Source organism: Leisingera sp., from assembly GCF_982940295.1.
This window is the reverse complement of sequence record NZ_CEYXRG010000013.1, coordinates 76,419-101,607: the sequence shown is the minus strand read 5'-3', so window position 1 is coordinate 101,607 and position 25,189 is coordinate 76,419. Positions and strand designations below refer to the sequence as shown.

The window sequence follows — 25,189 nt, the reverse complement described above, 5'->3', positions numbered from 1 at the left end:
TGAGGGGCGGGGCGCAAGGGATAGCGCCATCAAACAAGGTTGCGGGCTGCAACATGCGGCGGCGGAAATGTGCCGAAAGGGCAGGACATGCGAACGGTGATCTTCGATCTGGACGGTACGCTGGCGGACACGTCGGGCGATCTTCTGGCGGCGGCCAACTTCTGCTTCCGGGAGATGGGCTTGGGCGATGTGCTGAGCCATCCTGAAGATGCAGGCGTTGCCCTGCGCGGCGGCCGGATGATGCTGACCGAGGGCCTGAAACGGGCGGGGCAGTTCGACCAGGCGACGGTGGATGAGTTCTACCCGGTGCTGCTGGAGGCCTACCGCGGCGCGATCGACCGCCACACCGTGCTGTATCCCGGTGCGATGGCCGCGGTGGAGGCGCTGAAGACCGCGGGCTTCGGTGTTGGCATCTGCACCAACAAACCCGAGGCGCTGGCGGATCAGCTCATGCGCAGTCTTGGTGTGCGGGACGCCTTCGCGTCGCTGATCGGGGCCGACACGCTGCCGGTGCGCAAGCCCGACCCGGAACCGCTGCTGGAGGCCGCAAGGCGCGCAGGCGGCGATCCGGCCCGGACTTTGCTGGTGGGCGACAGCGACACTGACCGCAAGACGTCCGCGGCGGCTGGCGTGCCGTCGGTGCTGGTGACCTTTGGCCCCTCGGGCGATGACATGGGCGCCTTGAACCCTGAGGCATTGTTGCACCGTTTTGAAGACCTGCTGGAAGTCGCGGACCGTCTGATTGCGTGATCCCGCAACTTAGTTTCGGGAAAATCATCCCCAGGCGTTCGCACTTGACGCATCGCGGGCGGCGGCTCACAAACGCAGCATGAGCGAGACATTTACCGGGTCCTTCACCCAGCAAGAAGCCATTCCTGAAGATGCCATCGAGGCCGCTCTGGCGGTGCTCCGCCACGGACGGCTGCACCGCTACAATGTGGCAGAGGGCGAGGCGGGGGAGACCGCGCTGCTGGAACAGGAATTCGCAGCGCAGATGGGTGCGAAATACTGCCTGGCGGTGGCCTCCGGCGGTTATGCGCTGGCCACGTCGCTGCGGGCGGTCGGGGTGAAGCCAGGCGACAAGGTTCTGACCAACGCCTTCACTCTGGCGCCGGTGCCGGGGTCGATTGCCTCTGTCGGGGCGGAACCGGTGTTCGTCGAGGTTACCGAAGATCTGACCATCGATCTCGACGATCTGGCGGCCAAGGCGGACCAGTCCAAAGTGCTGATGCTGTCGCATATGCGCGGGCATCTGTGCGACATGGACCGGCTGATGGAAATCTGCGACGCGGCAGGCATCACCGTGATCGAGGATTGCGCCCACACCATGGGCGCTTCCTGGAACGGGGTGCTGTCGGGCCGCCACGGCGCGGTGGGCTGCTACTCCTGCCAGACCTACAAGCATGTGAATTCGGGCGAGGGCGGTCTGCTTGTCACCGATGATGAGGAAATCGCGGCCCGCGCCATCATGCTGTCGGGCTCCTACATGCTCTACGGCCGCCACTTGGCCGCGCCGGGGCCGGAGGTGTTCGAGCGGGTGAAATACGAGACGCCCAACATCTCAGGCCGGATGGACAACCTGCGCGCCGCCATCCTGCGGCCGCAGCTACGTGATCTTGACGCCCAGGTGGCGCGCTGGAATGAGCGCTACCGCAAGCTCGAAGAGGGCCTGCGCGGCGCGCCGGGCCTGACGGTCGTGGAGCGGCCCGCGCAGGAGGTCTATGTCGGCTCTTCCATCCAGTTTCTGCTGCTGGACTGGTCCGAGGAAGCGGTGCAGGAGGCCGTCCGCCGCTGTGCCGCCCGCGGGGTGGAGCTGAAATGGTTCGGCACGCCGGAGCCGGTGGCCTTTACCTCCCGCTATGACAGCTGGCGCTATGCTGACACCCCGCGGCTGCCGCAAAGCGACCGGGTCCTGGCGGGCATCATCGACATGCGGGTGCCGCTGACCTTCAGCCTGGAGGACTGCGCCCAGATCGCCCGCATCATCCGGGCGGAGGTTTCCGCCGTCTATCAGTCGGGCTGATAAAGCGGCACAGTCGAGATCGAGACCTTGGCGGAGCCATCCGTCAGCTCAGCGGCGTGGGCGACATAGATCAGCGTCTGGTTTTTCTCATCGAACAGGCGTTTGACCCGCAGCGACTTGAGGATGATGGAGCGGGACTCCCGGAACACGTCCTCGCCGTCATCGCTGCGGTCGATATCGCCCAGCGTGACCGGACCGGTCTGGCGGCAGGCCAGTGAAGCGTTTGAGGGGTCCTCGAACCAGTTTCCCTTGGACAGCCGGTCGATCAGCCCGCGTTCGAAATAGGCGATGTGGCAGGTCACGCCTTCGACCTTGGGGTCTGAGATTGCCTCGATCACGATGTCATTGCCGACCCAGTCGACCCCGATCTGGCCAATCTCCTCGGCGGCGGCGGGCAGGCTCAGCAGGCAGAATGCGGCAGCCAGGGCGCGGTTTAAACACTTCATGGAAATCTCCTGATTCTATTGTGCGGGGCGGTTTCTGCTCCCTTTATGCAATACCTACGCGCAGTTGCGGGAAAAGGATCCATGGAACCTTTTTCCGAGGGTGGCGTTACTCCTGCTCAACGGCGCGTTGAGGCGCCGGAATATCGATATGGAAGAGAGGAGACTATCATGTTTACGCCGAAACGCGCCCTGACCGCATCTGCCCTGGCCCTCCTGGCTGCACCGGTATGGGCCGGCGCCCAAGTGCAGGCCGTGACCGACCTGAACCTGCGCGCTGGTCCCGGGCCGCAGCATGAGATCATCGGTGTGATTTCCAAGGACGGTGCCGTCAAACTGGACGGCTGCCTGGAGCAAAGCAACTGGTGCAAGGTCGGCTATGACGGTTCCGAAGGCTGGGCATATGGCGAGTATCTGACCGCCACCGTCACCGAGAAGTACATTCCGGTCGTCGCCAAGGACAGCCCTGTCGAAGTCACCACCGTGACTTACGAAAACACCGGTGAAGCCGATGCGCCGATGGGGGCGCTTGGCGGTGCTATCACTGGCGGTCTGATCGCTGGCCCTGCCGGTGTTGTGGCCGGGGCGATTGCGGGCGCAGCCGCTGGCGAAGCTGCGGTGCCGGATGAGAAGGTCGTGTCCTATGTGCGCAGCAATGCCACCGATCCGGTTTACGTGCAGGGTGAAGTGGTGACCGGCGTGATGATCCCGGAAGAAGTGCAGCTGACCGCGGTTCCGGATTCCGAATACCGCTATGTCTACCTGAACGGCCTGCCTGTGCTGGTTGAGGCCGATGACCGCACGGTGGTCTATGTGGTGCGCTGATCCAGTCTTATGCGGCTGAGTGCGGGCGGTCCCTGGCGGGCCGCCCTTTTCCGTTCGAGCCCCCCGCGCAGGAACATGATTGACCCGAATCGAGGCCTCCTCTATTGAATTGAACAACTGTTCATATAATCGGCTCTGCCCTGGAGGATCTGCGGGATGTTCAACGCAAGCATGACTTTCGATCTTGGTGAGGACGTGAACGCGCTGCGCGATGTGGTTCACCGCTGGGCGCAGGACCGCGTCAAGCCGATGGCGCAGGAGATCGACCAGAACAACGAATTCCCTGCCAATCTGTGGCAGGAGATGGGCGAGCTGGGCCTGCTCGGCATCACAGTGCCGGAAGAATTCGGCGGTGCGGGCATGTCCTATCTGGCCCACACTGTCGCGGTGGAGGAAATCGCCCGCGCGTCGGCCTCTGTTTCGCTGTCCTATGGCGCGCATTCCAACCTGTGCGTCAATCAGATCAAGCTGAACGGCAACGCCGAGCAGAAGCAGAAATACCTGCCCCGGCTGATCTCCGGTGAGCATGTCGGCGCGCTGGCGATGTCCGAGGCGGGTGCTGGCTCCGACGTCGTGTCGATGAGCTTGCGCGCCGAAAAGCGTAACGACCACTTCCGCCTGAACGGCAACAAGTACTGGATCACCAACGGCCCCGACGCCGATACGCTGGTGGTCTACGCCAAGACCGATCCTGAGGCTGGCTCCAAGGGCATCACCGCTTTCCTGATCGAAAAGGAGATGAAGGGCTTCTCCACCTCCAAGCATTTCGACAAGCTGGGGATGCGCGGCTCAAACACCGCAGAGCTGGTGTTTGAGGACGTGGAAGTGCCGTTCGAGAACATCTTGGGCGAAGAGGGCAAGGGCGTGCGCGTGCTGATGTCCGGCCTGGATTATGAACGCGTCGTGCTGGCAGGCATCGGCACCGGCATCATGGCGTCCTGCATGGACGAGATGATGCCCTACATGGCGGAGCGCAAGCAGTTCGGCCAGCCGATCGGGAACTTCCAGCTGATGCAGGCCAAGATCGCCGATATGTACACCGCGATGAACTCGGCGCGGGCTTATGTCTATGAGGTCGCCAAGTCCTGCGACAAGGGCACCGTGACGCGCCAGGATGCGGCGGCTTGCTGCCTCTATGCCTCCGAGGTGGCGATGACCCAGGCGCATCAGGCGGTGCAGGCCTTTGGCGGCGCGGGCTACCTGTCCGACAACCCGGTCGGCCGGATCTTCCGCGATGCCAAGCTGATGGAAATCGGCGCCGGCACCAGCGAAATCCGCCGTATGCTGATCGGTCGCGAGCTGATGGGCACCATGTAGAAACGAAAACCCCGCGTCTCCAAGGGAGGCGCGGGGTTTGAAACAAGCCTGGCGGCACGAGGCCAGCCGCCAGACCGGAACCAGACCACTAAGGATCAGAAGCGGTGCACGTAAGCGAGGTTCACGACAACCGGATCAATCTCTGCGGTGCCGATGCTGGCGCCGTTCAGGGTCGCGTCGGTGTCGATGTCCATCCAGCGGACGTTGAACCGCAGCGCGCCATTGTCGGAGATCTGGTAGTCGGCACCGGCGTTGACCGCCACACCAAAGCTGTCGTCAAGGTCGAGCGTGCCAAGCGCGGTTTCTTCCTCAAAGAAGGTGGTGTAGTTCAGGCCGAGACCCAGGAACGGCTTGACCTTGCCGGCGGTCGGGAAGTGATAGTTGACCGACAGGGTCGGCGGCAGCTGCTTGGCGGACGCGGCAAAGGCGCCGTTCAGGCGGATGTCATGCTCAAACGGCGAGGCTGCCAGCAGCTCCACGCCCCAGTTGTCGCGGAAGAAGTATTCAACGGTCAGCGACAGCGCGGTGCCGTCGTCGATATCCGCGGCAGCGCCGGCCAGGGTGCCGTTGCCGGATTTCGGGTTCACGTTGGCGATACCAACACCAACGGTCCAGTCGCCTTGCTGCTGAGCCAGCGCGGGCCCGGCCAGGGCGGCCAGGGCAGAAGTCAGTGCCAGTGCGGAAACCATGCGTTTCATCGGGTGCGTCCCTTTTCTTGTGTTTACCCCGCAGTGGTGCCCCAAAGGGAGGCCGGAAACTCTGATCTGGATCAAGGGGCCGATTGCTTTGCCATTGAAAAGCCAGTGAAAAATTGCATGGCTGTCATGCGTTTCGGGAATGTCTAAATATGCATGATGATTGTAACATTCCTGGACTTCGCGCTGATGGCCGCTGGGACCTGCCGGACCGGCTGAATATGGCTGCGCAATGCCTGGCGCAACCGGCTGAGAAGACTGCTCTTATCGACATGACCGGCGTGGCGCGGCGCGATATATCCTACGGCGAGCTCGCGTTGATGACGGATGGGCTGGCCCGCTATTTGCTGGAGCGTATCCAGCCCGGCGACCGGGTCGGGGTGCTGCTCAGCCAGTCGCCTTGGTGCGCGGCGGCGCATCTGGCCATCTGGAAGGCGGGCGGCATCTCGGTGCCCTTGTTCAAACTGTTCAAGCACGACGCGCTGGCGTCCCGCGCCGGCGACGCGGGTGTGCGCTTTGTCTTCACCGATGCCGAGGGCGCCGGCCTTTTGGGAGACCTGGCTGAAGCGGTGATGGCAGCAGAGGCAGGCATTGACGGTGCGCCGGTGCCTTTTGCGGACACGACGCCGGATACCCCTGCCGTTCTGATTTACACCTCCGGCACCACCGGCAGCCCCAAGGGGGCGCTGCACGGCCACCGGGTTTTGACGGGCCACCTGCCGGGGGTTGCCATCAGCCACGACCACCTCGGCCAGCCGGGCGATGTCCTCTGGACCCCGGCCGACTGGGCCTGGATCGGCGGATTGTTCGACGTGCTGATGCCGGGCCTTGCGCTGGGCGTGCCGGTGGTGGCTGCGCGGCTGGACAAATTCACCCCCGAAGCTTGCGCCGATCTGATCGCTAGGGCCGGTGTGCGCAACATCTTCTTCCCGCCAACCGCGCTTCGTATGCTCAAGGCAGCGGGGCAGGGGCTCGACGGCCTGCGCTCGGTTGCCAGCGGCGGAGAGCCCCTGGGCGCCGAAATGCTCGCCTGGGGCCGGCGCCGGCTGGGCGTGACCATCAACGAATTCTACGGCCAGACCGAATGCAACATGGTGGCCTCCTCCTGCGCCGCCGGTTTCGAACCGCGCCCGGGTTGTATCGGCAAGGCGGTGCCAGGGCATGAGCTGGCAGTGATCGACGAGGCGGGCAACCCTACAGAAGGCGAGGGCGACGTCGCCATACGCCGCGGCTCGGCCTCGATGCTGCTGGAGTACTGGAACCGGCCCGAAGAGACCACCGCCAAGTTCCGCGGGGAGTGGCTGGTGACTGGCGATCGCGGCATCTGGGAGGGTGATTACCTGCGCTTTGTCGGCCGTGAGGATGATGTTATTACCTCCGGCGGCTACCGCATCGGACCGGCGGAGATCGAGGATTGCCTGCTGACCCATCCCGCGGTGGCGACGGTGGGCGTGGTCGGCAAGCCCGACACCCTGCGCACCGAGATCGTAAAGGCCTATGTGGTACTGAAGCAAGGTGCCAGCGCCTCCGAGAATGAACTGCAGGACTACGTCAAGGACCGCCTCGCGCATTATTCCTACCCGCGCGAGGTCGCGTTTCTGGACGCGCTGCCGATGACCGTGACCGGCAAGGTGATCCGCAAGGAGCTGAAGGCGCGGGCTGTGGGGGAAATTGAGCAGTGACCCGAAATCTGTCGCTCTTTTTGGCAAGCGTTTTGGCCGTAGGGAGTGGTGTTGCCGCCAATGGTGAAGAGCAATCACCCTCCAAATGGGTCGAGCGTTGCCTGGCGGAAACAATGAGTGGAAAGGACTGGGTAAGCCGCAGAGAAGAATGCACGGGAGTGATCCTCGTCTACTGTCGGCATGCAACAGAACCTCAAACCTGTTTTGCGGATATCACAGTCCATTTTCAAGAAAAGATACAGCGCTTGTTGGCAGGTTTGCCTGATACGGTTCAAGGTACGCCACTGCAAATGAACAACTACAAGCAGCGGCTGAGAATTCTGCGGAATACATCTACTGCGTCATGCGTTGAGGCGAATTCTGAATGCGCTGCATTTCAGGCGCTTAGAACATATCACGCCAGTGCCTCTCTGGCAGGTTGGCTGGCGAAACTGGAGGATGAAGAATGAAACTCACATCCAAGGCGATGCCCTCTTCGGAAGGCTTCAAGCAGAACCGCGAGGCGCATCTCGAAGCCCTCGCGCAGATCAGCGAGGCGGCGGAGGCCGCGCGCATGGGCGGCGGCGAGAAGTCCCGCGCCCGGCACGAAAGCCGTGGCAAGATGCTGCCGCGCCGCCGGGTGGCGAACCTGCTGGACCCCGGCTCCCCATTCCTGGAGATCGGCGCCACCGCGGCGCACGCGATGTATGATGGCGCGGCACCTGCAGCGGGTGTGATCGCCGGCATCGGCCGGGTGCACGGGCAGGAGGTCATGGTGGTCTGCAACGACGCCACCGTGAAGGGCGGCACTTATTATCCGATGACCGTCAAGAAACACCTGCGCGCGCAGGAGATTGCCGAGGAAAACCGCCTGCCCTGCATCTACCTGGTGGACTCGGGTGGCGCCAACCTGCCCAACCAGGATGAGGTCTTCCCCGACCGCGACCACTTCGGGCGCATCTTCTACAACCAGGCGCGGATGTCGGCCAAGGGCATCCCGCAGATTGCCGTTGTGATGGGCTCCTGCACCGCAGGCGGCGCCTATGTGCCGGCGATGTCGGATGTCACCATCATCGTGAAAGAGCAGGGCACCATCTTCCTCGCAGGCCCGCCGCTGGTGAAGGCCGCTACGGGCGAGGTCGTCAGCGCCGAAGACCTGGGCGGCGGCGACGTGCATACGCGCCTGTCCGGCGTGGCTGATTACCTGGCCGAGGATGACGCCCACGCGCTGGCGCTGGCCCGGCGCGCGGTTCAGTCGCTGAACATCACCAAGCCTCTGACGGTGAACTGGGCCAGCCCCGAGGAGCCCGCCTATGACCCGGAGGAAATCCTCGGTGTGGTGCCCGGCGACCTGCGCACGCCTTATGATATCCGCGAAGTGATCGCGCGGCTGGTGGACGGCTCCCGTTTCGACGAGTTCAAGCCTCGCTTCGGCGAAACGCTGGTCACGGGCTTTGCCCACCTCAAGGGCTGCCCGATCGGCATCATCGCCAACAACGGCGTGCTGTTCTCCGAAGCCGCTCAGAAGGGCGCGCATTTCGTGGAGCTGTGCAGCCAGCGCAAGATCCCGCTGGTGTTCCTGCAGAACATCACTGGCTTCATGGTCGGCCGAAAATATGAGAACGAGGGCATCGCCCGCCACGGCGCCAAGATGGTGACGGCGGTGGCGACCACAAACGTGCCAAAGGTCACCATGCTGGTCGGCGGCTCCTTCGGCGCGGGCAACTACGGCATGTCGGGCCGCGCCTATCAGCCCCGTTTCCTGTGGACTTGGCCGAACTCCCGCATCTCGGTGATGGGCGGCGAGCAGGCGGCGGGTGTGCTGGCCACCGTCAAGCGCGACGCCATCGAGCGCCAGGGCGGCAGCTGGAGCGCCGAGGAAGAGGCCGAATTCAAACGCCCCACCATCGAGATGTTCGAGGAGCAGAGCCACCCGCTTTATGCTTCCGCGCGCCTTTGGGACGACGGCATCATCGACCCGCGCAAGAGCCGCGACGTGCTGGCACTGTCGCTCAGCGCAGCGTTGAACGCGCCGATCGAAGACACGCGCTTCGGTGTTTTCCGGATGTAAGATCCGCTCTTCATCTGGCCAGAAATATCCCCGGGGGTCCGGGGGCAGGCAGCCCCCGCTCCAGAGATCCAGACAAAGGACCAACCCCATGTTTGACAAGATCCTGATTGCCAACCGCGGCGAAATCGCCTGCCGCGTGATGGAAACCGCCCGCATCATGGGCGTGCGCACCGTGGCGGTTTATTCCGACGCCGACGCCGCCGCAAAACACGTGCAGATGGCGGATGAGGCCGTGCATATCGGCGGCCCGGCCCCGGCGGACAGCTACCTGAAAGGGGATGAGATCATCCGGGTGGCGCAGGAAACCGGTGCCCAGGCGATCCACCCGGGCTACGGCTTCCTGTCGGAGAACCCGAAATTCGTCGAGGCGGTGGAGGCCGCGGGGCTTGTGTTCATCGGGCCGTCTGCGGATGCGATCCGCAAGATGGGCCTCAAGGACGCCGCCAAGGCGCTGATGGAAGAGGCCGGCGTGCCGGTGGTGCCCGGTTACCACGGCAGCAACCAGGACCCGGAGTTCCTGGCCGCCGAGGCGGGAAAAATCGGCTACCCGGTGCTGATCAAGGCGGTTGCCGGCGGCGGCGGCAAGGGGATGCGGCTGGTTGAGAAACCGGAAGACTTTGCCGATGGCCTGAAAAGTGCGCAGGGCGAAGCAACCACCGCCTTTGGGAACCCCGACGTTCTGATCGAGAAATACATCCAGCAGCCCCGTCATATCGAGGTTCAGGTCTTTGGCGACGGGACCCAGGCGGTGCATCTGTTCGAGCGCGACTGCTCGCTGCAGCGCCGCCACCAGAAGGTGATCGAAGAGGCTCCGGCGCCCGGCATGACCCCGGAGATGCGCGAGGCGATGGGCCAGGCCGGCGTGCGCGCGGCTGAAGCGATCGGCTATAAGGGCGCAGGCACGGTTGAGTTCATCGTCGACGGCTCTGACGGACTGCGCCCGGATGGCTTCTGGTTCATGGAAATGAACACCCGCCTGCAGGTGGAACACCCAGTGACCGAGCTGATCACTGGCGTCGATCTGGTGGAATGGCAGCTGCGTGTGGCCTCGGGCGAAAGCCTGCCTGCCAAGCAGGATGACCTCTCCATCACCGGCCACGCTTTTGAGGCACGGCTTTATGCAGAGGACGTGCCCAAGGGCTTCCTGCCCGCAACCGGCACGCTGACGCATCTGTCCTTCCCGGCAGAGGCCCGCGCCGACAGCGGTGTGCGGGCAGGGGACACCATCAGCCCCTGGTACGACCCGATGATCTCCAAGGTGATCGTGCATGGCTCCACCCGCAAGGTGGCGCTGTCGCGGCTGGCGCGCGCGCTGGAGGACACTGAGGTCGGCGGCACCGTCACCAACCTGGCGTTCCTTGGCGCGCTGGCGGCGCACGAAGGGTTTGCAGAAGGCGACGTGGACACCGGCCTGATCGCCCGCGATCTGGACGCTTTGGTGGCCGCGCCGGAGGTCGAGCTGCGCCACAAGGCAGCGGCCGGCATGGTGGCGCTGGACCTGGTGCAGCCCGCGCCGCACACCGGCTTCAGCCTGTGGACGCCGCTGCACCGGGCCGTGACCCTGACCCATGCAGGTGAAGAGTTCACCGCCGATGTGCAGGTGGACGGGCCGGACCGGCAGCTGTGGACCATCGAAGGCGAAACCGTCGTGGCCGAGCGCAGCCAGGGCCAGTGGCGGATCGGCGAGCGGCGGATGCCGACGGTTTCTCAGTCCGGCACGCTGATCACCGTGCATGATGCCTACGGGCTGGAATTCACTGTAGTGGATCCGCTCGATCGCGCAGCGGCCGCGGGCGGCGACATGAATGTGGTCGAGGCGCCGATGCCGGGCCTGGTCAAGGCGGTGTTCGCCGATGCGGGCCAGGCGGTGAAGGAAGGCGACCGTCTTGCGATCCTGGAAGCCATGAAGATGGAGCACTCGCTGCTGGCGGCCCGTGATGGGGTTGTGGCCGAAGTGCTGGCCTCTGCCGGTGATCAGGTCGAGGCCGGCGCTGCGCTGGTGCGGCTGGAAGAAGAAGACAGCTGATCCAGGTCCGGGGCGGTGCGTTTGCCGCCCCCGCTGCAGTTTGAGTATTTTTGGAAAGATGAAGCCGAAGGGGCGTTCCATGGGCGAGTTTGCCGAGATCTTTGAGGTCGGTCCGCGCGACGGGCTGCAGAATGAAAAGCGGGAGATCCCGGTTGCGGAGAAGGTGGCGCTGACCGATTGCCTCAGCCGCGCCGGGTTCAAGCGCATTGAGGTGGCAAGCTTTGTGTCGCCCAAATGGGTGCCTCAGATGGCTGGTTCGGGTGAAGTGCTGGCGGGCATCTCCCGTGCCGAGGGAGTCCGCTATGCAGCCCTGACCCCCAACATGCGCGGGTTTGAGGATGCAGTGGCGGCCAAGGCGGACGAGATTGCGGTCTTCGCCTCGGCCTCCGAAGGGTTTTCCAAGGCGAATATCAACGCCACCATCGAGGAAAGCATCACCCGCTTTCTGCCTATTCTGGACGCGGCAAAGGATATCGGGCTGCCGGTGCGCGGCTATGTGTCCTGCGTGACGGACTGCCCTTTTGACGGGCCGACGCCGCCGCAGAAGGTGGCTGAGGTGGCCGGGCGATTGTTCGAGCTGGGCTGCTACGAGATTTCGCTGGGCGACACCATCGGGCAGGGCACACCAGAGACGATCTCGGCGATGCTGCAAGCTGTGGTCCAGCAGGTGCCAGCAGGGCGGCTTGCAGGTCATTATCACGACACCGCGGGCCGGGCGCTGGCCAATATCGAGGCCTCGCTGGACTTGGGCGTGCGGGTGTTCGATGCCGCTGTGGGCGGCCTTGGCGGCTGCCCCTATGCGCCGGGGGCCGCGGGCAATGTGGCCACCGAAGCGGTGCACAAGCGTCTGACGGAGCTGGGCTATGACACCGGGCTGGACGCGGATGTGCTGGCAGAGGCTGCCGCGATGGCCCGCGCCATGCGCGGCCTGCAGTAAGATTTCAGCGGAGAATCAAGATGTTTGAAACGATCACCCTGGACACCGACGACCGCGGCGTCTGCACCCTGACCCTGAACCGCCCGGACAAGCACAACGCGATGTCAGGCCAGATGCTGCAGGAGCTGACGCTGGCGGCCAAGCGGCTGGCGACGGACGAAACTGTCCGCGTGGTGGTGCTGACCGGCGCGGGCAAGAGCTTTTGCGCGGGCGGCGACCTCAGCTGGATGCGCCAGCAGATGGACGCGGATGCCGAAACCCGGGGCCGCGAGGCACGGGTGCTGGCGGAAATGCTGATGGCGCTCAACACCCTGCCCAAGCCGGTGATCGGGGCGCTGCAGGGCAATGCGTTTGGCGGCGGCGTTGGCATGGCCTCGGTCTGCGACGTGGCGATTGGGGCGGACCATCTGAAGATGGGCCTGACCGAAACCAAGCTGGGGCTGATTCCCGCCACCATCGGACCCTACGTGATTGCCCGGATGGGCGAGGCCAAGGCGCGCCGGGTGTTCATGTCGGCGCGGCTGTTTGGCGCGGATGAGGCTGTGGAGCTTGGCCTGCTGGCCAAAGCGGTTCCGGCGGACCAGCTGGCCGAGGCGGTTGAGGCGGAGGTTTCGCCCTATCTCAACTGTGCGCCGGGGGCGGTGGCCGCGGCCAAGCAGCTGGCCCGTGACCTGGGGCCGAGGCTGGATGACGCTGTGATCGACCACACAATTGAGGCGCTTGTCGAGCGCTGGGAAGGGGAGGAGGCGCGCGAAGGCATCAGCGCCTTTTTCGAGAAGCGCAAGCCCGGCTGGCAGGTCTGAGAAACCGGTATTCCCGACTCACTTTTGAAAGGCGGCTGCAGCTTTCGTTGCGGCCGCTTTTCTTATGAAATCACTAAGAGATTACAGACCTGTTGCGGCAGTGCTTTTTCCTGTCACAAACCCCCGTTGTTTAACCTTGCCTTAGTTGACGCTGTAGGGGCGGAGGGGTAGACACACTTCAAATCAACACGCCAATTGACGTCGCGCGGGAAACCGCCGGGGAAAGGAGCTGCTCTTGGAAGAGATGTTGAGGGAATACCTGCCGATCCTGGTCTTCCTGGCCGTCGCGGCAGGTTTGGGGATTGTCCTCATCCTGGCAGCCGTTGTGCTGGCGGTCCGCAATCCGGACCCGGAGAAGGTCAGCGCCTATGAATGCGGTTTCAACGCTTTCGACGACGCCCGAATGAAATTCGATGTCCGGTTTTACCTGGTGTCGATTCTCTTCATCATTTTTGACCTGGAAATCGCTTTCCTGTTTCCCTGGGCCGTCGGTTTCAAGGACATCAGCGACACCGGCTTCTGGTCTATGATGGTGTTCCTGGGCGTGCTGACCATCGGCTTTGCCTATGAATGGAAGAAAGGGGCCCTGGAATGGCAGTGATGACCGGACCCAACACCGCCGGTGTCGACAAGGAAGTCGTCACCCGGGCCCTCAATGCCGAGCTGCAGGACAAGGGCTTTCTGCTCACCTCGGCCGAGGACATCATCAACTGGGCGCGCACAGGTTCGCTGCACTGGATGACTTTCGGTCTGGCGTGCTGCGCGGTGGAGATGATGCACACCTCGATGCCGCGCTATGACGCCGAACGCTTCGGTATCGCGCCGCGCGCCTCCCCGCGCCAGTCGGACGTGATGATCGTTGCGGGCACCCTCACCAACAAGATGGCACCGGCCCTGCGCAAGGTTTACGATCAGATGCCCGAGCCACGGTATGTGATCTCGATGGGCTCTTGCGCCAATGGCGGCGGTTATTACCACTACAGTTATTCTGTGGTGCGCGGCTGCGACCGGGTTGTGCCGGTTGACGTCTACGTGCCGGGCTGCCCGCCAACGGCTGAGGCGCTGCTTTATGGCCTTATGCAGCTGCAGCGCAAGATCCGCCGCACCGGCACCCTGGTGCGCTAAGGAAGGGCGGAACAGATATGACTGAAGCACTGAAAGAGCTTGGCGCCCAGATCGAAGCGAAACGCCCTGATTGCGTGGTGGCCTGGGAAGTGTCCTTTGGCGAGCTGAACATCGACGTGACGCCCTCCAACATCGCCGGTCTGGTGGAATTCCTGAAATCGGACCCGAACTGCAAGTTTTCAACCCTGGTGGACATCACCGCGGTGGATTACCCCGAGCGCGGCAAGCGGTTCGACGTTGTCTACCACTTCCTGTCGATGTACCGGAACCAGCGCATCCGCCTGCGTGCCGCTGTGCGCGAGGATGAGATGGTGCCCTCGATCGTGAACGTGCACCCTTCGGCCAATTGGTTCGAGCGCGAAGTCTACGACATGTTCGGTATCCTGTTCTCGGGCCATCCGGACCTGCGCCGGCTGCTGACCGACTACGGCTTCCGCGGCTACCCGCTGCGCAAGGATTTCCCGACCACCGGCTATACCGAGGTCCGCTATGACGACGCGCAGAAGCGCGTGGTCTATGAGCCGGTGAAACTGGTGCAGGAATACCGTCAATTTGATTTCATGTCCCCGTGGGAAGGTGCCGAATACATCCTGCCCGGCGACGAGAAGGAGGGGGCGCAATGATGGACGGCTCCAAATTTGACGCCAAGTATGACGACGGCAGCGTCGACGCGCTGAGCGGCGAGCAGAAGATCCGCAACTTCAACATTAACTTCGGCCCGCAGCACCCTGCGGCGCATGGCGTTTTGCGTCTGGTGCTCGAACTCGACGGCGAGATTGTTGAGCGTTGCGATCCGCATATCGGCCTGCTGCACCGCGGCACCGAAAAGCTGATGGAAAGCCGCACCTACCTGCAGAACCTGCCGTATTTCGACCGCCTCGACTATGTGGCGCCGATGAACCAGGAACATGCCTGGTGCCTGGCCATCGAAAAGCTGACCGGCACCGAAGTGCCGCGCCGCGGCCAGCTGATCCGGGTTCTGTACTCGGAAATCGGCCGGGTGCTGAACCACCTCTTGAACGTCACCACGCAGGCGATGGACGTCGGCGCGCTGACCCCGCCGCTGTGGGGCTTTGAAGAGCGCGAAAAGCTGATGATCTTCTACGAGCGGGCCTGCGGCGCGCGCCTGCACGCGGCCTACTTCCGCCCCGGCGGCGTGCATCAGGACCTGCCGGATGAGCTGCTGGATGATATCGACCTCTGGGCGATGGAATTCCCCAAGGTGCTGGACGATATCGACGGCCTGCTGACCGAAAACCGCATCTTCAAGCAGCGCAACTGCGACATCGGTGTGGTGACCGAGGAGGACATTCAGCAATACGGCTTCTCCGGCGTCATGGTGCGCGGCTCCGGCCTCGCCTGGGATCTGCGCCGGGCGCAGCCCTATGAATGCTATGACGAGTTCGAGTTCCAGGTGCCGATTGGCAAGAACGGCGACTGCTACGACCGCTACCTCTGCCGGATGGAAGAGATGCGCCAGTCGACCTCGATCATCCGCCAGGCGATTGCCAAGCTGCGCGAAGCCACCGGCGACGTGCTGGCCCGCGGCAAGCTGACCCCGCCCAAGCGCACCGACATGAAGACCTCGATGGAAAGCCTGATCCACCATTTCAAGCTGTACACCGAAGGCTTCCACGTGCCCGCAGGCGAAGTCTACGCCGCCGTCGAGGCGCCCAAGGGCGAGTTCGGCGTCTACCTGGTGGCGGATGGGACCAACAAACCCTACCGCTCCAAGATCCGCGCGCCGGGCTTCCTGCACCTGCAGGCGATGGACCACGTTGCCAAGGGCCACCAGCTGGCCGACGTCGCCGCCATCATCGGCACCATGGACGTTGTATTTGGAGAGATTGACCGCTAATGCTTCGCCGTCTGCATTCCGAACAACCCGCGAGTTTTGCCTTCACCCCGGCCAACCAGGCATGGGCCGAGGCGCAAATCACCAAATATCCTGAGGGCCGCCAGGCCTCGGCGGTTATTCCGCTGCTGTGGCGCGCGCAGGAACAGGAAGGCTGGGTCTCCAAGCCTGCGATCGAGGCCATCGCCGACATGCTCGGCATGGCTTACATCCGGGTGCTGGAGGTTGCCTCCTTCTACTTCATGTTCCAGCTGCAACCGACTGGTTCCGTTGCCCATGTTCAGATCTGCGGCACCACCTCCTGCATGATCTGCGGCGCAGAGGACCTGATCGCCGTCTGCCAGGAGAAGATCGCCAACAAGCCGTTCACCCTGTCGGCGGATGGCAAGTTCACATGGGAAGAGGTCGAGTGCCTGGGGGCCTGCACCAACGCCCCGATGGCGCAGATCGGCAAGGACTATTACGAGGATCTGACGGCAGAAGGCTTTGCCAAGCTGCTTGACGATCTGGCCGCTGGCACGCTGGTGGCGCCGGGCCCGCAGAACGGCCGTTACGCGGCTGAGCCGAAGTCCGGCCTCACCTCGCTGACCGACTTCGACAGCGGCAAGACACAGTACAATGCGAGCGTGCAGCTGGCGATGGACGTCAAGGACGGCATCAAACGCATTCAGGGCGATGAAGTGCCGCTGCTGACCCCGTGGATCGGCAAGGATGGTGTCGTCGCCGGCCGTGCGGCCGAAGGCCAGCCGCCGAAGGCTCCGGAAGCCCCGGTTCCCGCAGCCAAGCAAGCGGAGGCGGTCAAGTCGGCGCCAGTGAAGAAATCCGACGCGGCTGAGCCTGCCTCGCCGGAGGGCGCGGCGGCAATAGCAACTGAGGAAAGCCAGCCGGAGCTTCTGAAGGAAGCCCGCGGCGGCCTGGCCGATGACCTCAAGCTGCTGAAAGGGGTTGGGCCCAAGCTGGAGGCCAAACTGAACGAACTCGGCTTCTTCCACTTCGACCAGATCGCAGACTGGACCGAGGAAGAGATCGCCTGGGTCGATTCCCGTCTTAAGTTCCGGGGCCGGATCTCCCGCGATGGCTGGGTCGAGCAGGCGAAACGGCTGCAAGTGGGTGATGAGACCGAGTTCGCCCGGCGTGCCAAAGAAGAGCACATTTACGACGACGACGAATAATCTGGCCGCGGCCCCCTGGGGCCGGGTTTGGGTGATAGGAAACAGATGACCAAGGAACAGGACCAGGCCATTGCAGCAAAGGGCCGGCACATCGCGCTTGTGATTGCCGGGACCATTTCGCTGTGGATCGTGCTGTCGCTGTTCATCGGCCCGATGATGGGGCTGCCGGGGCGCTATGCGCTGCTGTTCGACTTCGCCGCGCTGGCGGGCATGATCTATGCCCTGGTCAACATATTTCAACTCTGGCGCATGCGCCGGGACAGCCAAAGGTAGGCACACATGCTGAAGGATCAGGACCGGATCTTTACCAACCTTTACGGGATGCACGAGCGCACGCTGGCGGGCGCCAAGGCACGCGGCCATTGGGATGGCACTGCGGGTCTGATTCAAAAGGGCCGCGACTGGATCATTCAGACCATGAAAGACAGCGGTCTGCGCGGCCGCGGCGGCGCGGGCTTCCCGACCGGTCTCAAGTGGTCCTTCATGCCCAAGGAAAGCGACGGCCGCCCGGCGTATCTGGTTGTAAACGCTGATGAATCCGAGCCCGGCACCTGCAAGGACCGCGAAATCATGCGCCACGATCCCCACACGCTGATCGAGGGCTGCCTGATCGCTTCCTTCGCGATGAACGCGCACACCTGCTATATCTACCTGCGCGGCGAATACATCCGCGAGCGCGAGGCGTTGCAGGCGGCAATCGACGAAGCCTACGACCAGGGCCTCCTGGGCAAGAACGCGGCCGGGTCCGGCTGGGATTTCGACATCTTTCTGCATCACGGGGCAGGGGCCTATATCTGCGGCGAGGAAACCGCCCTGATCGAAAGCCTCGAAGGCAAGAAGGGTATGCCCCGGATGAAGCCGCCGTTCCCGGCGGGCGCGGGTCTTTACGGCTGCCCGACCACCGTGAACAACGTGGAATCCATCGCCGTTGTGCCCACCATCCTGCGCCGCGGCGCCGACTGGTTCGCGGGCTTCGGCCGCCAGAACAATGCGGGTACCAAGCTGTTTGCGATCTCCGGCCACGTCAACAACCCCTGTGTGGTTGAAGAGGCGATGTCGATCTCCTTTGAGGAGCTGATCGAGAAGCACTGCGGCGGCATCCGCGGCGGCTGGGACAACCTGCTGGCGGTGATCCCCGGCGGCTCCTCCGTGCCGTGCGTGCGCGGCGAGAATATGCGTGATGCGATCATGGATTTCGACTACCTGCGCGGGGAGCTGGGCTCGGGCCTCGGCACCGCGGCGGTGATCGTGATGGACAAGCAGACCGACATCATCAAGGCGATCTGGCGTCTGTCCAAGTTCTACAAGCACGAAAGCTGCGGCCAGTGCACGCCCTGCCGTGAAGGCACCGGCTGGATGATGCGTGTGATGGACCGCCTGGTGAAGGGCGAGGCCGAAATGGAAGAAATCGACATGCTGTGGGACGTGACCAAGCAGGTCGAGGGCCACACCATCTGCGCCCTTGGCGACGCGGCGGCCTGGCCGATCCAGGGCCTGATCAAGAACTTCCGCGAGGAAATCGAGGACCGCATCAAGGCCCAGAAATCGGGCCGCATGGGCGCGATGGCGGCGGAGTAACCCTTGATGGAAGCTTTCGCCGCATATTCCCACGCCTTGGCCGCGCTGGTGATCTTTACCTTGATCATCCTGGCGCTGTCGCCGTTTTCGGCGCTGGCCAAGCAGAAGGCGGGCCTCGCTCCGGGCGCCACGCCGGATGAGGACTATGCAGTCAAAGCCTACCGTCTGAACCGGGCCTATCTGAACGGCTGCGAGACGCTGCCGGCCTTCCTGACCGTGACACTGGCGGCCATTCTGGCCGGTGCGGCGCCGTTCTGGGTGAACTTGCTGGCCTCATTGGCGCTGGCGGCCCGGGTGATCATGATCGTTGTCCACCTGCGCGGGACCGGCAAGCCGCACGGCGGGTTGCGGTCGGTTTTTTACGTGATTGGCTGGGCCTGCATGGGCGGCCTGGCACTTATGACATTGGCGGCAGTATTTTGAGCATTCTTAAGACATACCGGATGGCGGTGCCGACGGCCTGCCTTGCAGCGGCAGCGCTGCTGACGGCCTGCGGCACCACGGCCAGCAACAACCGCGTGCTGTATGACGGCGTGCCGTTCACGGCCAAGGCCAAGCCCGTCGACAAAAAGACGGACCCGGCCGTGTTCTACGTCGAAATCAAGGGCGCGGACCGCTCCGTCAGGGGCGCGCGCGAGGCGGCACACCATGCCGGGACGAAATACTGCGTGGTCACGTATGGCTCGTCCAAGATCGCCTGGGCAATCGACCCGAGGGACGAGACCGCGCCGCTGACCCTGACCGATGGCCGCGCAACCTTCCAGGGGACCTGCACCCCGTGAGCGGATTTCCGGCATATCAGGGCCGAAAGGCCGGTCTGCTATTGCATAGCAGCGTCTCGCGCCTGCGCATGGGGGCTTCGAAACTGAAGGAGTCTCTTGCCATGCGTGCCTTGATTGCCGTTGTCCTGACCACTGCTGTTGCCCTGCCTGCCGCGGCGCTGGCCAAACCGTCGCTTCGCGACGTGCAGGAAATCGAAGACCCGCTGTTTGCCGTAGCTGTGGCCAAGGAAGTCTCGGACTATTGTGACGAAATCTCCCCCCGCTACCTGAAAGGGCTGGGCGAGTTGCGCCGGCTCAAAGCGCGGGCAAACGCGCTGGGGTACACGGACGCGGAAATCCGCGACTACATCGAATCTGATGCCGAAAAGGACCGGATGCGTGCCAAGGGAGAACAACTCCTGGCGCAAAACGGCGTGGACTACGGCAAACCGGAAACCTTCTGCGCCTATGGCCGCGCGGAAATCGAAAAGAACAGCGCGATCGGCGTGTTACTGAGGGCGAAATAGACCATGTCTGACCTCCGCAAGATCAACATTGACGGAACCGAGATCGAGGTGGATGGGGCAATGACCCTGATCCAGGCCTGTGAGGAGGCCGGCGTCGAGATCCCGCGCTTCTGCTATCATGAGCGGCTGTCCATCGCGGGCAACTGCCGCATGTGCCTGGTTGAAGTTGTCGGCGGCCCGCCGAAACCGGCGGCCTCCTGCGCGATGCAGGTGCGTGATCTGCGCCCCGGCCCCGAAGGCCAGGCGCCGCAGGTGAAAACCAATTCACCCATGGTCAAGAAGGCCCGCGAAGGCGTGATGGAATTCATGCTGATCAACCACCCGCTGGACTGCCCGATCTGCGATCAGGGCGGCGAATGCGACCTGCAGGACCAGGCGATGGCCTATGGCGTCGACTTCTCCCGCTTCCGCGAGCCCAAGCGTGCGGTGGACGATCTGGATCTAGGGCCGCTGGTCGGCACCGCGATGACCCGCTGTATCTCCTGCACCCGCTGCGTGCGCTTCACAACTGAGGTCGCGGGCATCACCCAGATGGGCCAAACAGGGCGCGGCGAGGATGCGGAGATCACCTCCTATCTGAACGAAACCCTGCAATCGAACCTGCAGGGCAATATCATCGACCTGTGCCCGGTGGGCGCGCTGACGTCCAAGCCCTATGCGTTTACCGCACGGCCCTGGGAACTGACCAAGACCGAAACCATCGACGTGATGGACGCGCTTGGCTCGAACATCCGGGTTGATACCAAGGGCCGCGAAGTGATGCGCATTCTGCCGCGCAACCACGACGGCGTGAACGAGGAGTGGATCAGCGACAAGACCCGCTTTGTCTGGGACGGCCTGCGCCGCCAGCGCCTTGACCGGCCGTATGTGCGCGTCGACGGCAAGCTGAAGCCCGCGACCTGGCCGGAAGCCCTTTCCGCGGCGGCAAACGCCATGAAGGGCAAGAAAATTGCGGGCCTGATCGGCGACCTGGTCCCGGTTGAGGCGGCTTTTGCCCTCAAGCAGTTGGTCGAGGGCCTGGGCGGCAAGGTGGAATGCCGCACCGACAATGCCCGCCTGCCGATCGGCAACCGCGCGGGCTATGCCGGCACCGCCACCATCGAGGACATCGACAGCGCCAAGTTTATCCAGCTGATCGGCACCAACCCGCGTGACGAGGCGCCGGTGCTGAACGCCCGCATCCGCAAGGCCTGGCTGAACGGTGCGCAAGTGGGCTTGGTCGGCCAGCCGGCAGACCTGACCTATGACTATGCCCATGTCGGCACCGACCGCGCCGCGCTGGACAGCCTGCTGGACAAGGACTACGGCGCCGTCAAGGACGCGCCCTCCGTCGTGATCGTCGGGCAGGGCGCCCTGCGCGAGGCTGACGGCCTGGCGGTTCTGGCCGCGGCGCAGAAGCTGGCCGCAGATACCGATTCCAAACTTCTGGTGCTGCACACGGCCGCCTCCCGCGTTGGTGCGATGGATGTCGGTGCTGTGACCGAAGGCGGCATGGCAGCGGCTATCGACGGGGCAGAGGTGATCTACAACCTCGGCGCTGATGAGGTGGAAATCGACGCAGGTGCATTCGTGATCTACCAGGGCTCCCACGGCGACCGCGGCGCACACCGCGCCGACGTGATCCTGCCGGGCGCGGCCTATACCGAGGAAAACGGCCTGTTCGTGAACACCGAAGGCCGCCCGCAGCTGGCCATGCGCGCGAGCTTTGCGCCGGGCGAGGCCAAGGAAAACTGGGCTATCCTGCGTGCGCTCAGCGCCGAAGCCGGTGCTCAGCTGGGCTATGACTCGCTGGCGCAGCTGCGCCAGGCGTTGGTGGCTGAGGTTCCGCACCTGGCCCGGATCGACGAAGTGGCTGAGAAGGACGGCGAACTGCTGGAACAGGACAAGCTCGGCAACGCCGGTTTCCTGCCCGCGGTCAAGGATTTCTACCTGACCAACCCGATCGCCCGCGCGTCCCAGCTGATGGCGGAACTGTCGGCAGGCGTGAAAGCCCGCGCAACCGGGAAACTGGCCGCCGAATGATCCGCTTCGCCCTCATAACGCCCTTCCTGCTGGCCGCCTGCGCGATGGCGCCCGGCAGCGGAGGAGTGCGGCCCGCCCCGGTATACGACGGGGTGGAGACCAGCCTGCTGGAGGGCGATCTGGTGCAATTTCACGTTTCCATGCGCGGTCCGCGCCTGGAGGGCGATCTTGATACCTATGCGGAATGCGCCGCCGCGCAATACGCGCTGATCCGGGGCTACGGGTTTGCGCGCCATGTGCGCACGACAACGAAACAGGCAGGGGGCAGCCGGACCGCTGATGCGGTCTATCTGATTTCGCCCTCGCTGCCGCGCGGGCTGCGCACCATCGACGCTGAAGTCGTGGTCGCGGATTGCGCGGCGAACGGAATACCCACGGTGTGAGGACCTATGGCTGATTTCTTTAACACTCCAGGCGGCATCGCTGTTCTGATCCTGGCGCAAGTGCTTGCAGTTGTTGCCTTTGTGATGATCTCGCTCCTGTTCCTCGTCTACGGGGACCGCAAGATCTGGGCCGCGGTCCAGATGCGCCGGGGCCCGAACGTGGTGGGCGTCTACGGCCTGCTGCAATCGGTGGCCGACGCGCTGAAATACGTGGTGAAAGAGGTGGTGATCCCGGCCGGCGCCGACCGCACCGTCTTCATCCTGGCGCCGATGACCTCCTTCGTGCTCGCGATGATCGCCTGGGCGGTGATCCCGTTCAACGACGGCTGGGTCCTCAGCGACATCAACGTCGCTATCCTCTATGTCTTCGCGGTGTCCTCGCTGGAAGTTTACGGCGTCATCATGGGCGGCTGGGCGTCGAACTCGAAATACCCTTTCCTGGGCAGCTTGCGCTCTGCGGCGCAAATGATCTCCTACGAGGTCTCCATCGGTCTGATCATCATTGGCGTGATCATCTCCACCGGGTCGATGAACTTCGGCGACATCGTGCGTGCGCAAGACGGCGATCTGGGCCTTTTGAACTGGTACTGGATCCCGCATTTCCCGATGGTCTTCCTGTTCTTCATCTCGGCGCTGGCGGAAACCAACCGCCCGCCGTTCGACCTGCCGGAAGCGGAATCGGAACTGGTTGCGGGTTACCAGGTGGAATACTCGGCAACCCCGTTCCTCTTGTTCATGGCCGGTGAATACATCGCCATCTTCCTGATGTGCGCGCTGACAACCCTGCTGTTCTTCGGCGGCTGGCTGTCCCCGATCCCGGGCCTGCCCGACGGCGTGCTGTGGATGGTCGCCAAGATGGCGTTCTTCTTCTTCCTCTTCGCAATGGTAAAGGCGATCACCCCGCGCTACCGCTACGACCAGCTGATGCGCCTGGGCTGGAAAGTGTTCCTGCCGTTCTCGCTGGCCTGGGTGGTCTTCGTGTCCTTTGCTGCAAAATTTGACTGGTTCTGGGGCATCTTCGCCCGCTGGACCGTGGGAGGCTGACCGATGGCGAACATCGACTACACCCGCGCCGCCAAATACTTCCTGCTGCAGGATTTTTGGGTCGGCTTCAAACTGGGGCTGAAGTATTTCTTCGCGCCCAAGGCCACTCTGAACTACCCGCACGAGAAGGGGCCGTTGTCGCCCCGCTTCCGCGGTGAGCACGCGCTGCGCCGCTACCCGAACGGCGAGGAGCGCTGCATTGCCTGCAAACTCTGCGAGGCGATCTGCCCGGCGCAGGCGATCACCATCGACGCGGAACCGCGCGAAGACGGCAGCCGCCGCACCACGCGGTATGACATCGACATGACCAAATGCATCTACTGCGGCTTCTGTCAGGAAGCCTGCCCGGTGGACGCGATTGTCGAAGGCCCGAATTTCGAATTCGCCACCGAGACCCGCGAAGAGCTGTTCTACGACAAGGAGAAGCTCCTGGCCAACGGCGAGCGCTGGGAAGCCGAGATTGCCCGCAACCTGGAAATCGACGCGCCCTACCGATGAGGCGCGGGCGCAAAAGTTTTCCAAAAACTTTTGCCAAGAATTTTGCTGGAAATTCTTGGCCGGAGGAGAGGACATGACCAAACAGCCGCCCAATCCGTTTGAGGCCATGATGGAACAGATGCAGGCCCAGGCCCAGCAGATGGCCAAGGCGTTCAACCCGGCGCTGGAGAACTTCTCGCCCTCCGAGGCCTTCAGGGAGTTCGAGGCACTGTGGCCCACCATGCCCAAAGAGGTCATGGAAATGATGTTCGGCAACACCGTCAACAAGGACGGGCTGGATGCCAAGACCCGGCTGCTGCTGACTCTGGCCGGGCTGACAATGCAGGGCGCTCAGGCTGACAGTGCCTTGCGCCAGACCGTGCGCCACGCCCTCGCGGCCGGCGCCAAGAAACAAGAGATCGTGGAAACGATCGGACAGATGTCGGTCTTTGCCGGCATTCCGGCCATGAACCGGGCGCTGGATCTGGCGCAAACGGTCATGGACGACAAAAGGGACGATGAGACATGAGCGTTTTTGCCTTCTACCTCTTCGCCATCAGCGCCATCACCGGCGGGCTGTTCACCGTGATCAGCCGCCAGCCGGTGCATTCGGTGCTGTGGCTGATCCTGGCCTTCCTTTCCTCGGCCGGGCTGTTTGTGCTGCTGGGGGCGGAGTTCGTCGCCATGCTGCTGGTCATCGTCTACGTGGGCGCGGTTGCGGTACTGTTCCTGTTTGTGGTGATGATGCTGGACGTGGACTTTGCGGAGCTAAAGGCGGAGATGGCGCGCTATATGCCGTTGGCGCTGCTGATCGGCCTGGTCATCCTGATGCAGTTCGTGATGGCCTTCGGCGTTTGGGAAACCGCCCACAAGGCGCCTGAGCTGCTGGCCAATCCGGTGCCTGCGGACCGCCACAACACCGAGGCCTTGGGCCTCATCATCTATGATCAATATTTCCTTCTGTTCCAGCTGGCGGGCCTGATCCTGCTGGTGGCGATGATCGGCGCGATCGTGCTGACCCTGCGCCACCGCACCGACGTCAAGCGCCAGGACGTGGTTGCCCAGATGATGCGCGACCCGGCCAAAGCGATGGAGCTCAAGGACGTGAAACCGGGGCAGGGGCTGTGATCCAATGATTGGACTTGAACATTATCTGACCGTCGCGGCGACCATGTTCGTCATCGGCATTTTCGGGCTCTTCCTGAACCGCAAGAACGTGATCATCCTGCTGATGAGCATCGAACTGATGCTCCTGGCGGTGAACATCAACCTGGTCGCTTTCTCTTCCTTCCTGGGCGACCTGGTGGGGCAGGTTTTCACCCTGTTCGTGCTGACCGTGGCCGCCGCTGAGGCTGCCATCGGCCTTGCGATCCTGGTCTGCTTCTTCCGCAACCGCGGCACCATTGCCGTCGAAGACGTCAACGTGATGAAGGGCTAAAGAACC

General features: G+C 63.5%; 29 protein-coding genes. 27 read left to right on the top strand and 2 right to left on the bottom strand.

The genetic code is table 11. The features are described 5' to 3' along the window. Positions 1-87: 87 nt before the first annotated feature. Together AC4HIX_RS13340 and AC4HIX_RS13335 are read left to right on the top strand one after the other, a co-directional pair. The gene (locus AC4HIX_RS13340; protein ID WP_490399283.1) at positions 88-750 is read left to right on the top strand and encodes an HAD-IA family hydrolase; all 663 of its coding nucleotides are present in this window, start codon (positions 88-90) and stop codon (positions 748-750) included. Between the two features lie 79 nt (positions 751-829). Continuing rightward, the gene (locus tag AC4HIX_RS13335; RefSeq protein ID WP_490399282.1) at positions 830-2,023 is read left to right on the top strand and encodes a DegT/DnrJ/EryC1/StrS family aminotransferase; all 1,194 of its coding nucleotides are present in this window, start codon (positions 830-832) and stop codon (positions 2,021-2,023) included. Here the strand turns inward: AC4HIX_RS13335 and AC4HIX_RS13330 are convergent. Beyond that, complete coding sequence (locus AC4HIX_RS13330) at positions 2,011-2,469, bottom strand: CreA family protein (protein WP_490399281.1); 459 nt, start codon at positions 2,467-2,469, stop codon at positions 2,011-2,013. The two genes, AC4HIX_RS13335 and AC4HIX_RS13330, sit on opposite strands and share 13 nt — an antisense overlap. A gap of 168 nt (positions 2,470-2,637) precedes the next feature. On the opposite strand from AC4HIX_RS13330, the gene AC4HIX_RS13325 reads away from it, so the two are divergent. Further along, positions 2,638-3,291 (top strand): DUF1236 domain-containing protein, encoded by a 654-nt coding sequence (locus AC4HIX_RS13325; protein WP_490399280.1) that lies wholly within the window; start codon positions 2,638-2,640, stop codon positions 3,289-3,291. A gap of 156 nt (positions 3,292-3,447) precedes the next feature. Next, complete coding sequence (locus AC4HIX_RS13320; RefSeq protein ID WP_490399279.1) at positions 3,448-4,608, top strand: isovaleryl-CoA dehydrogenase; 1,161 nt, start codon at positions 3,448-3,450, stop codon at positions 4,606-4,608. A gap of 95 nt (positions 4,609-4,703) precedes the next feature. Here the strand turns inward: AC4HIX_RS13320 and AC4HIX_RS13315 are convergent, their stop codons facing one another. Then, positions 4,704-5,306 carry an OmpW/AlkL family protein gene (locus tag AC4HIX_RS13315; RefSeq protein WP_490399278.1) on the bottom strand — a complete coding sequence of 201 codons (603 nt, stop codon included), beginning with the start codon at positions 5,304-5,306 and terminating at the stop codon, positions 4,704-4,706. A 149-nt stretch (positions 5,307-5,455) separates the two neighbouring features. Here AC4HIX_RS13315 and AC4HIX_RS13310 point away from each other — a divergent pair, with 149 nt between their 5' ends. From AC4HIX_RS13310 to nuoK, 23 genes are all read left to right on the top strand, one after another. Then, positions 5,456-6,985 (top strand): AMP-binding protein, encoded by a 1,530-nt coding sequence (locus AC4HIX_RS13310; protein ID WP_490399277.1) that lies wholly within the window; start codon positions 5,456-5,458, stop codon positions 6,983-6,985. After that, positions 6,982-7,434, top strand: a complete 453-nt coding sequence (locus AC4HIX_RS13305) for a hypothetical protein (protein WP_490399276.1) — start codon at positions 6,982-6,984, stop codon at positions 7,432-7,434. The genes AC4HIX_RS13310 and AC4HIX_RS13305 overlap by 4 nt, the downstream gene beginning before the upstream one ends. Beyond that, complete coding sequence (locus AC4HIX_RS13300; protein ID WP_490399275.1) at positions 7,431-9,035, top strand: carboxyl transferase domain-containing protein; 1,605 nt, start codon at positions 7,431-7,433, stop codon at positions 9,033-9,035. Before AC4HIX_RS13305 ends, AC4HIX_RS13300 begins: the two co-directional genes overlap by 4 nt. 88 nt (positions 9,036-9,123) lie before the next feature. Continuing rightward, a complete protein-coding gene (locus AC4HIX_RS13295) occupies positions 9,124-11,061 on the top strand; it encodes an ATP-binding protein (protein WP_490399274.1) in 1,938 nt (645 codons plus the stop codon). Positions 11,062-11,140: 79 nt separating this feature from the next. Further along, positions 11,141-11,998, top strand: a complete 858-nt coding sequence (locus tag AC4HIX_RS13290) for a hydroxymethylglutaryl-CoA lyase (RefSeq protein ID WP_490399273.1) — start codon at positions 11,141-11,143, stop codon at positions 11,996-11,998. Positions 11,999-12,018: 20 nt separating this feature from the next. Continuing rightward, positions 12,019-12,801, top strand: a complete 783-nt coding sequence (locus AC4HIX_RS13285) for a crotonase/enoyl-CoA hydratase family protein (RefSeq protein WP_490399272.1) — start codon at positions 12,019-12,021, stop codon at positions 12,799-12,801. A 235-nt stretch (positions 12,802-13,036) separates the two neighbouring features. Further along, positions 13,037-13,402, top strand: a complete 366-nt coding sequence (locus AC4HIX_RS13280; protein ID WP_024090668.1) for an NADH-quinone oxidoreductase subunit A — start codon at positions 13,037-13,039, stop codon at positions 13,400-13,402. Next, the gene (locus tag AC4HIX_RS13275) at positions 13,393-13,926 is read left to right on the top strand and encodes a NuoB/complex I 20 kDa subunit family protein (protein ID WP_421053476.1); all 534 of its coding nucleotides are present in this window, start codon (positions 13,393-13,395) and stop codon (positions 13,924-13,926) included. The genes AC4HIX_RS13280 and AC4HIX_RS13275 overlap by 10 nt, the downstream gene beginning before the upstream one ends. Before the next feature lie 17 nt (positions 13,927-13,943). Then, positions 13,944-14,549, top strand: coding sequence for an NADH-quinone oxidoreductase subunit C (locus tag AC4HIX_RS13270; RefSeq protein WP_490399271.1), 606 nt, complete (start codon positions 13,944-13,946; stop codon positions 14,547-14,549). Further along, on the top strand, positions 14,549-15,784 hold the full coding sequence (locus tag AC4HIX_RS13265) for an NADH-quinone oxidoreductase subunit D (RefSeq protein WP_490399308.1): 1,236 nt from the start codon (positions 14,549-14,551) through the stop codon (positions 15,782-15,784). Before AC4HIX_RS13270 ends, AC4HIX_RS13265 begins: the two co-directional genes overlap by 1 nt. Continuing rightward, entirely contained in the window at positions 15,784-16,953 is a 1,170-nt protein-coding gene (locus tag AC4HIX_RS13260; RefSeq protein WP_490399270.1) for an NADH-quinone oxidoreductase subunit E, read from the top strand. The genes AC4HIX_RS13265 and AC4HIX_RS13260 overlap by 1 nt, the downstream gene beginning before the upstream one ends. A gap of 45 nt (positions 16,954-16,998) precedes the next feature. After that, complete coding sequence (locus AC4HIX_RS13255; protein ID WP_421053480.1) at positions 16,999-17,226, top strand: DUF5337 domain-containing protein; 228 nt, start codon at positions 16,999-17,001, stop codon at positions 17,224-17,226. A gap of 6 nt (positions 17,227-17,232) precedes the next feature. Continuing rightward, a complete protein-coding gene (nuoF, locus tag AC4HIX_RS13250; RefSeq protein WP_490399269.1) occupies positions 17,233-18,531 on the top strand; it encodes an NADH-quinone oxidoreductase subunit NuoF in 1,299 nt (432 codons plus the stop codon). Positions 18,532-18,537: 6 nt separating this feature from the next. Continuing rightward, the gene (locus AC4HIX_RS13245; RefSeq protein ID WP_490399268.1) at positions 18,538-18,954 is read left to right on the top strand and encodes an MAPEG family protein; all 417 of its coding nucleotides are present in this window, start codon (positions 18,538-18,540) and stop codon (positions 18,952-18,954) included. Next, positions 18,951-19,313 carry a hypothetical protein gene (locus AC4HIX_RS13240; RefSeq protein ID WP_490399267.1) on the top strand — a complete coding sequence of 121 codons (363 nt, stop codon included), beginning with the start codon at positions 18,951-18,953 and terminating at the stop codon, positions 19,311-19,313. Before AC4HIX_RS13245 ends, AC4HIX_RS13240 begins: the two co-directional genes overlap by 4 nt. A 101-nt stretch (positions 19,314-19,414) precedes the next feature. Beyond that, a complete protein-coding gene (locus tag AC4HIX_RS13235; protein ID WP_490399266.1) occupies positions 19,415-19,819 on the top strand; it encodes a DUF5333 domain-containing protein in 405 nt (134 codons plus the stop codon). A 3-nt stretch (positions 19,820-19,822) separates the two neighbouring features. After that, positions 19,823-21,841, top strand: coding sequence for an NADH-quinone oxidoreductase subunit NuoG (gene nuoG, locus AC4HIX_RS13230; protein ID WP_490399265.1), 2,019 nt, complete (start codon positions 19,823-19,825; stop codon positions 21,839-21,841). Then, entirely contained in the window at positions 21,838-22,224 is a 387-nt protein-coding gene (locus AC4HIX_RS13225) for a YNQ4 family lipoprotein (RefSeq protein WP_490399264.1), read from the top strand. The genes nuoG and AC4HIX_RS13225 overlap by 4 nt, the downstream gene beginning before the upstream one ends. Positions 22,225-22,230: 6 nt before the next feature. Next, positions 22,231-23,268 (top strand): NADH-quinone oxidoreductase subunit NuoH, encoded by a 1,038-nt coding sequence (gene nuoH / locus AC4HIX_RS13220; protein WP_039145417.1) that lies wholly within the window; start codon positions 22,231-22,233, stop codon positions 23,266-23,268. 3 nt (positions 23,269-23,271) lie between these two features. After that, on the top strand, positions 23,272-23,766 hold the full coding sequence (gene nuoI / locus AC4HIX_RS13215) for an NADH-quinone oxidoreductase subunit NuoI (protein ID WP_027237101.1): 495 nt from the start codon (positions 23,272-23,274) through the stop codon (positions 23,764-23,766). A 73-nt stretch (positions 23,767-23,839) separates the two neighbouring features. Continuing rightward, positions 23,840-24,274, top strand: a complete 435-nt coding sequence (locus AC4HIX_RS13210; RefSeq protein ID WP_490399263.1) for a carboxymuconolactone decarboxylase family protein — start codon at positions 23,840-23,842, stop codon at positions 24,272-24,274. Continuing rightward, positions 24,271-24,873, top strand: coding sequence for an NADH-quinone oxidoreductase subunit J (locus AC4HIX_RS13205; RefSeq protein ID WP_421053488.1), 603 nt, complete (start codon positions 24,271-24,273; stop codon positions 24,871-24,873). Before AC4HIX_RS13210 ends, AC4HIX_RS13205 begins: the two co-directional genes overlap by 4 nt. 4 nt (positions 24,874-24,877) lie before the next feature. Further along, positions 24,878-25,183 (top strand): NADH-quinone oxidoreductase subunit NuoK, encoded by a 306-nt coding sequence (nuoK, locus tag AC4HIX_RS13200; RefSeq protein WP_222502136.1) that lies wholly within the window; start codon positions 24,878-24,880, stop codon positions 25,181-25,183. The last annotated feature ends 6 nt before the right edge of the window (positions 25,184-25,189 follow it).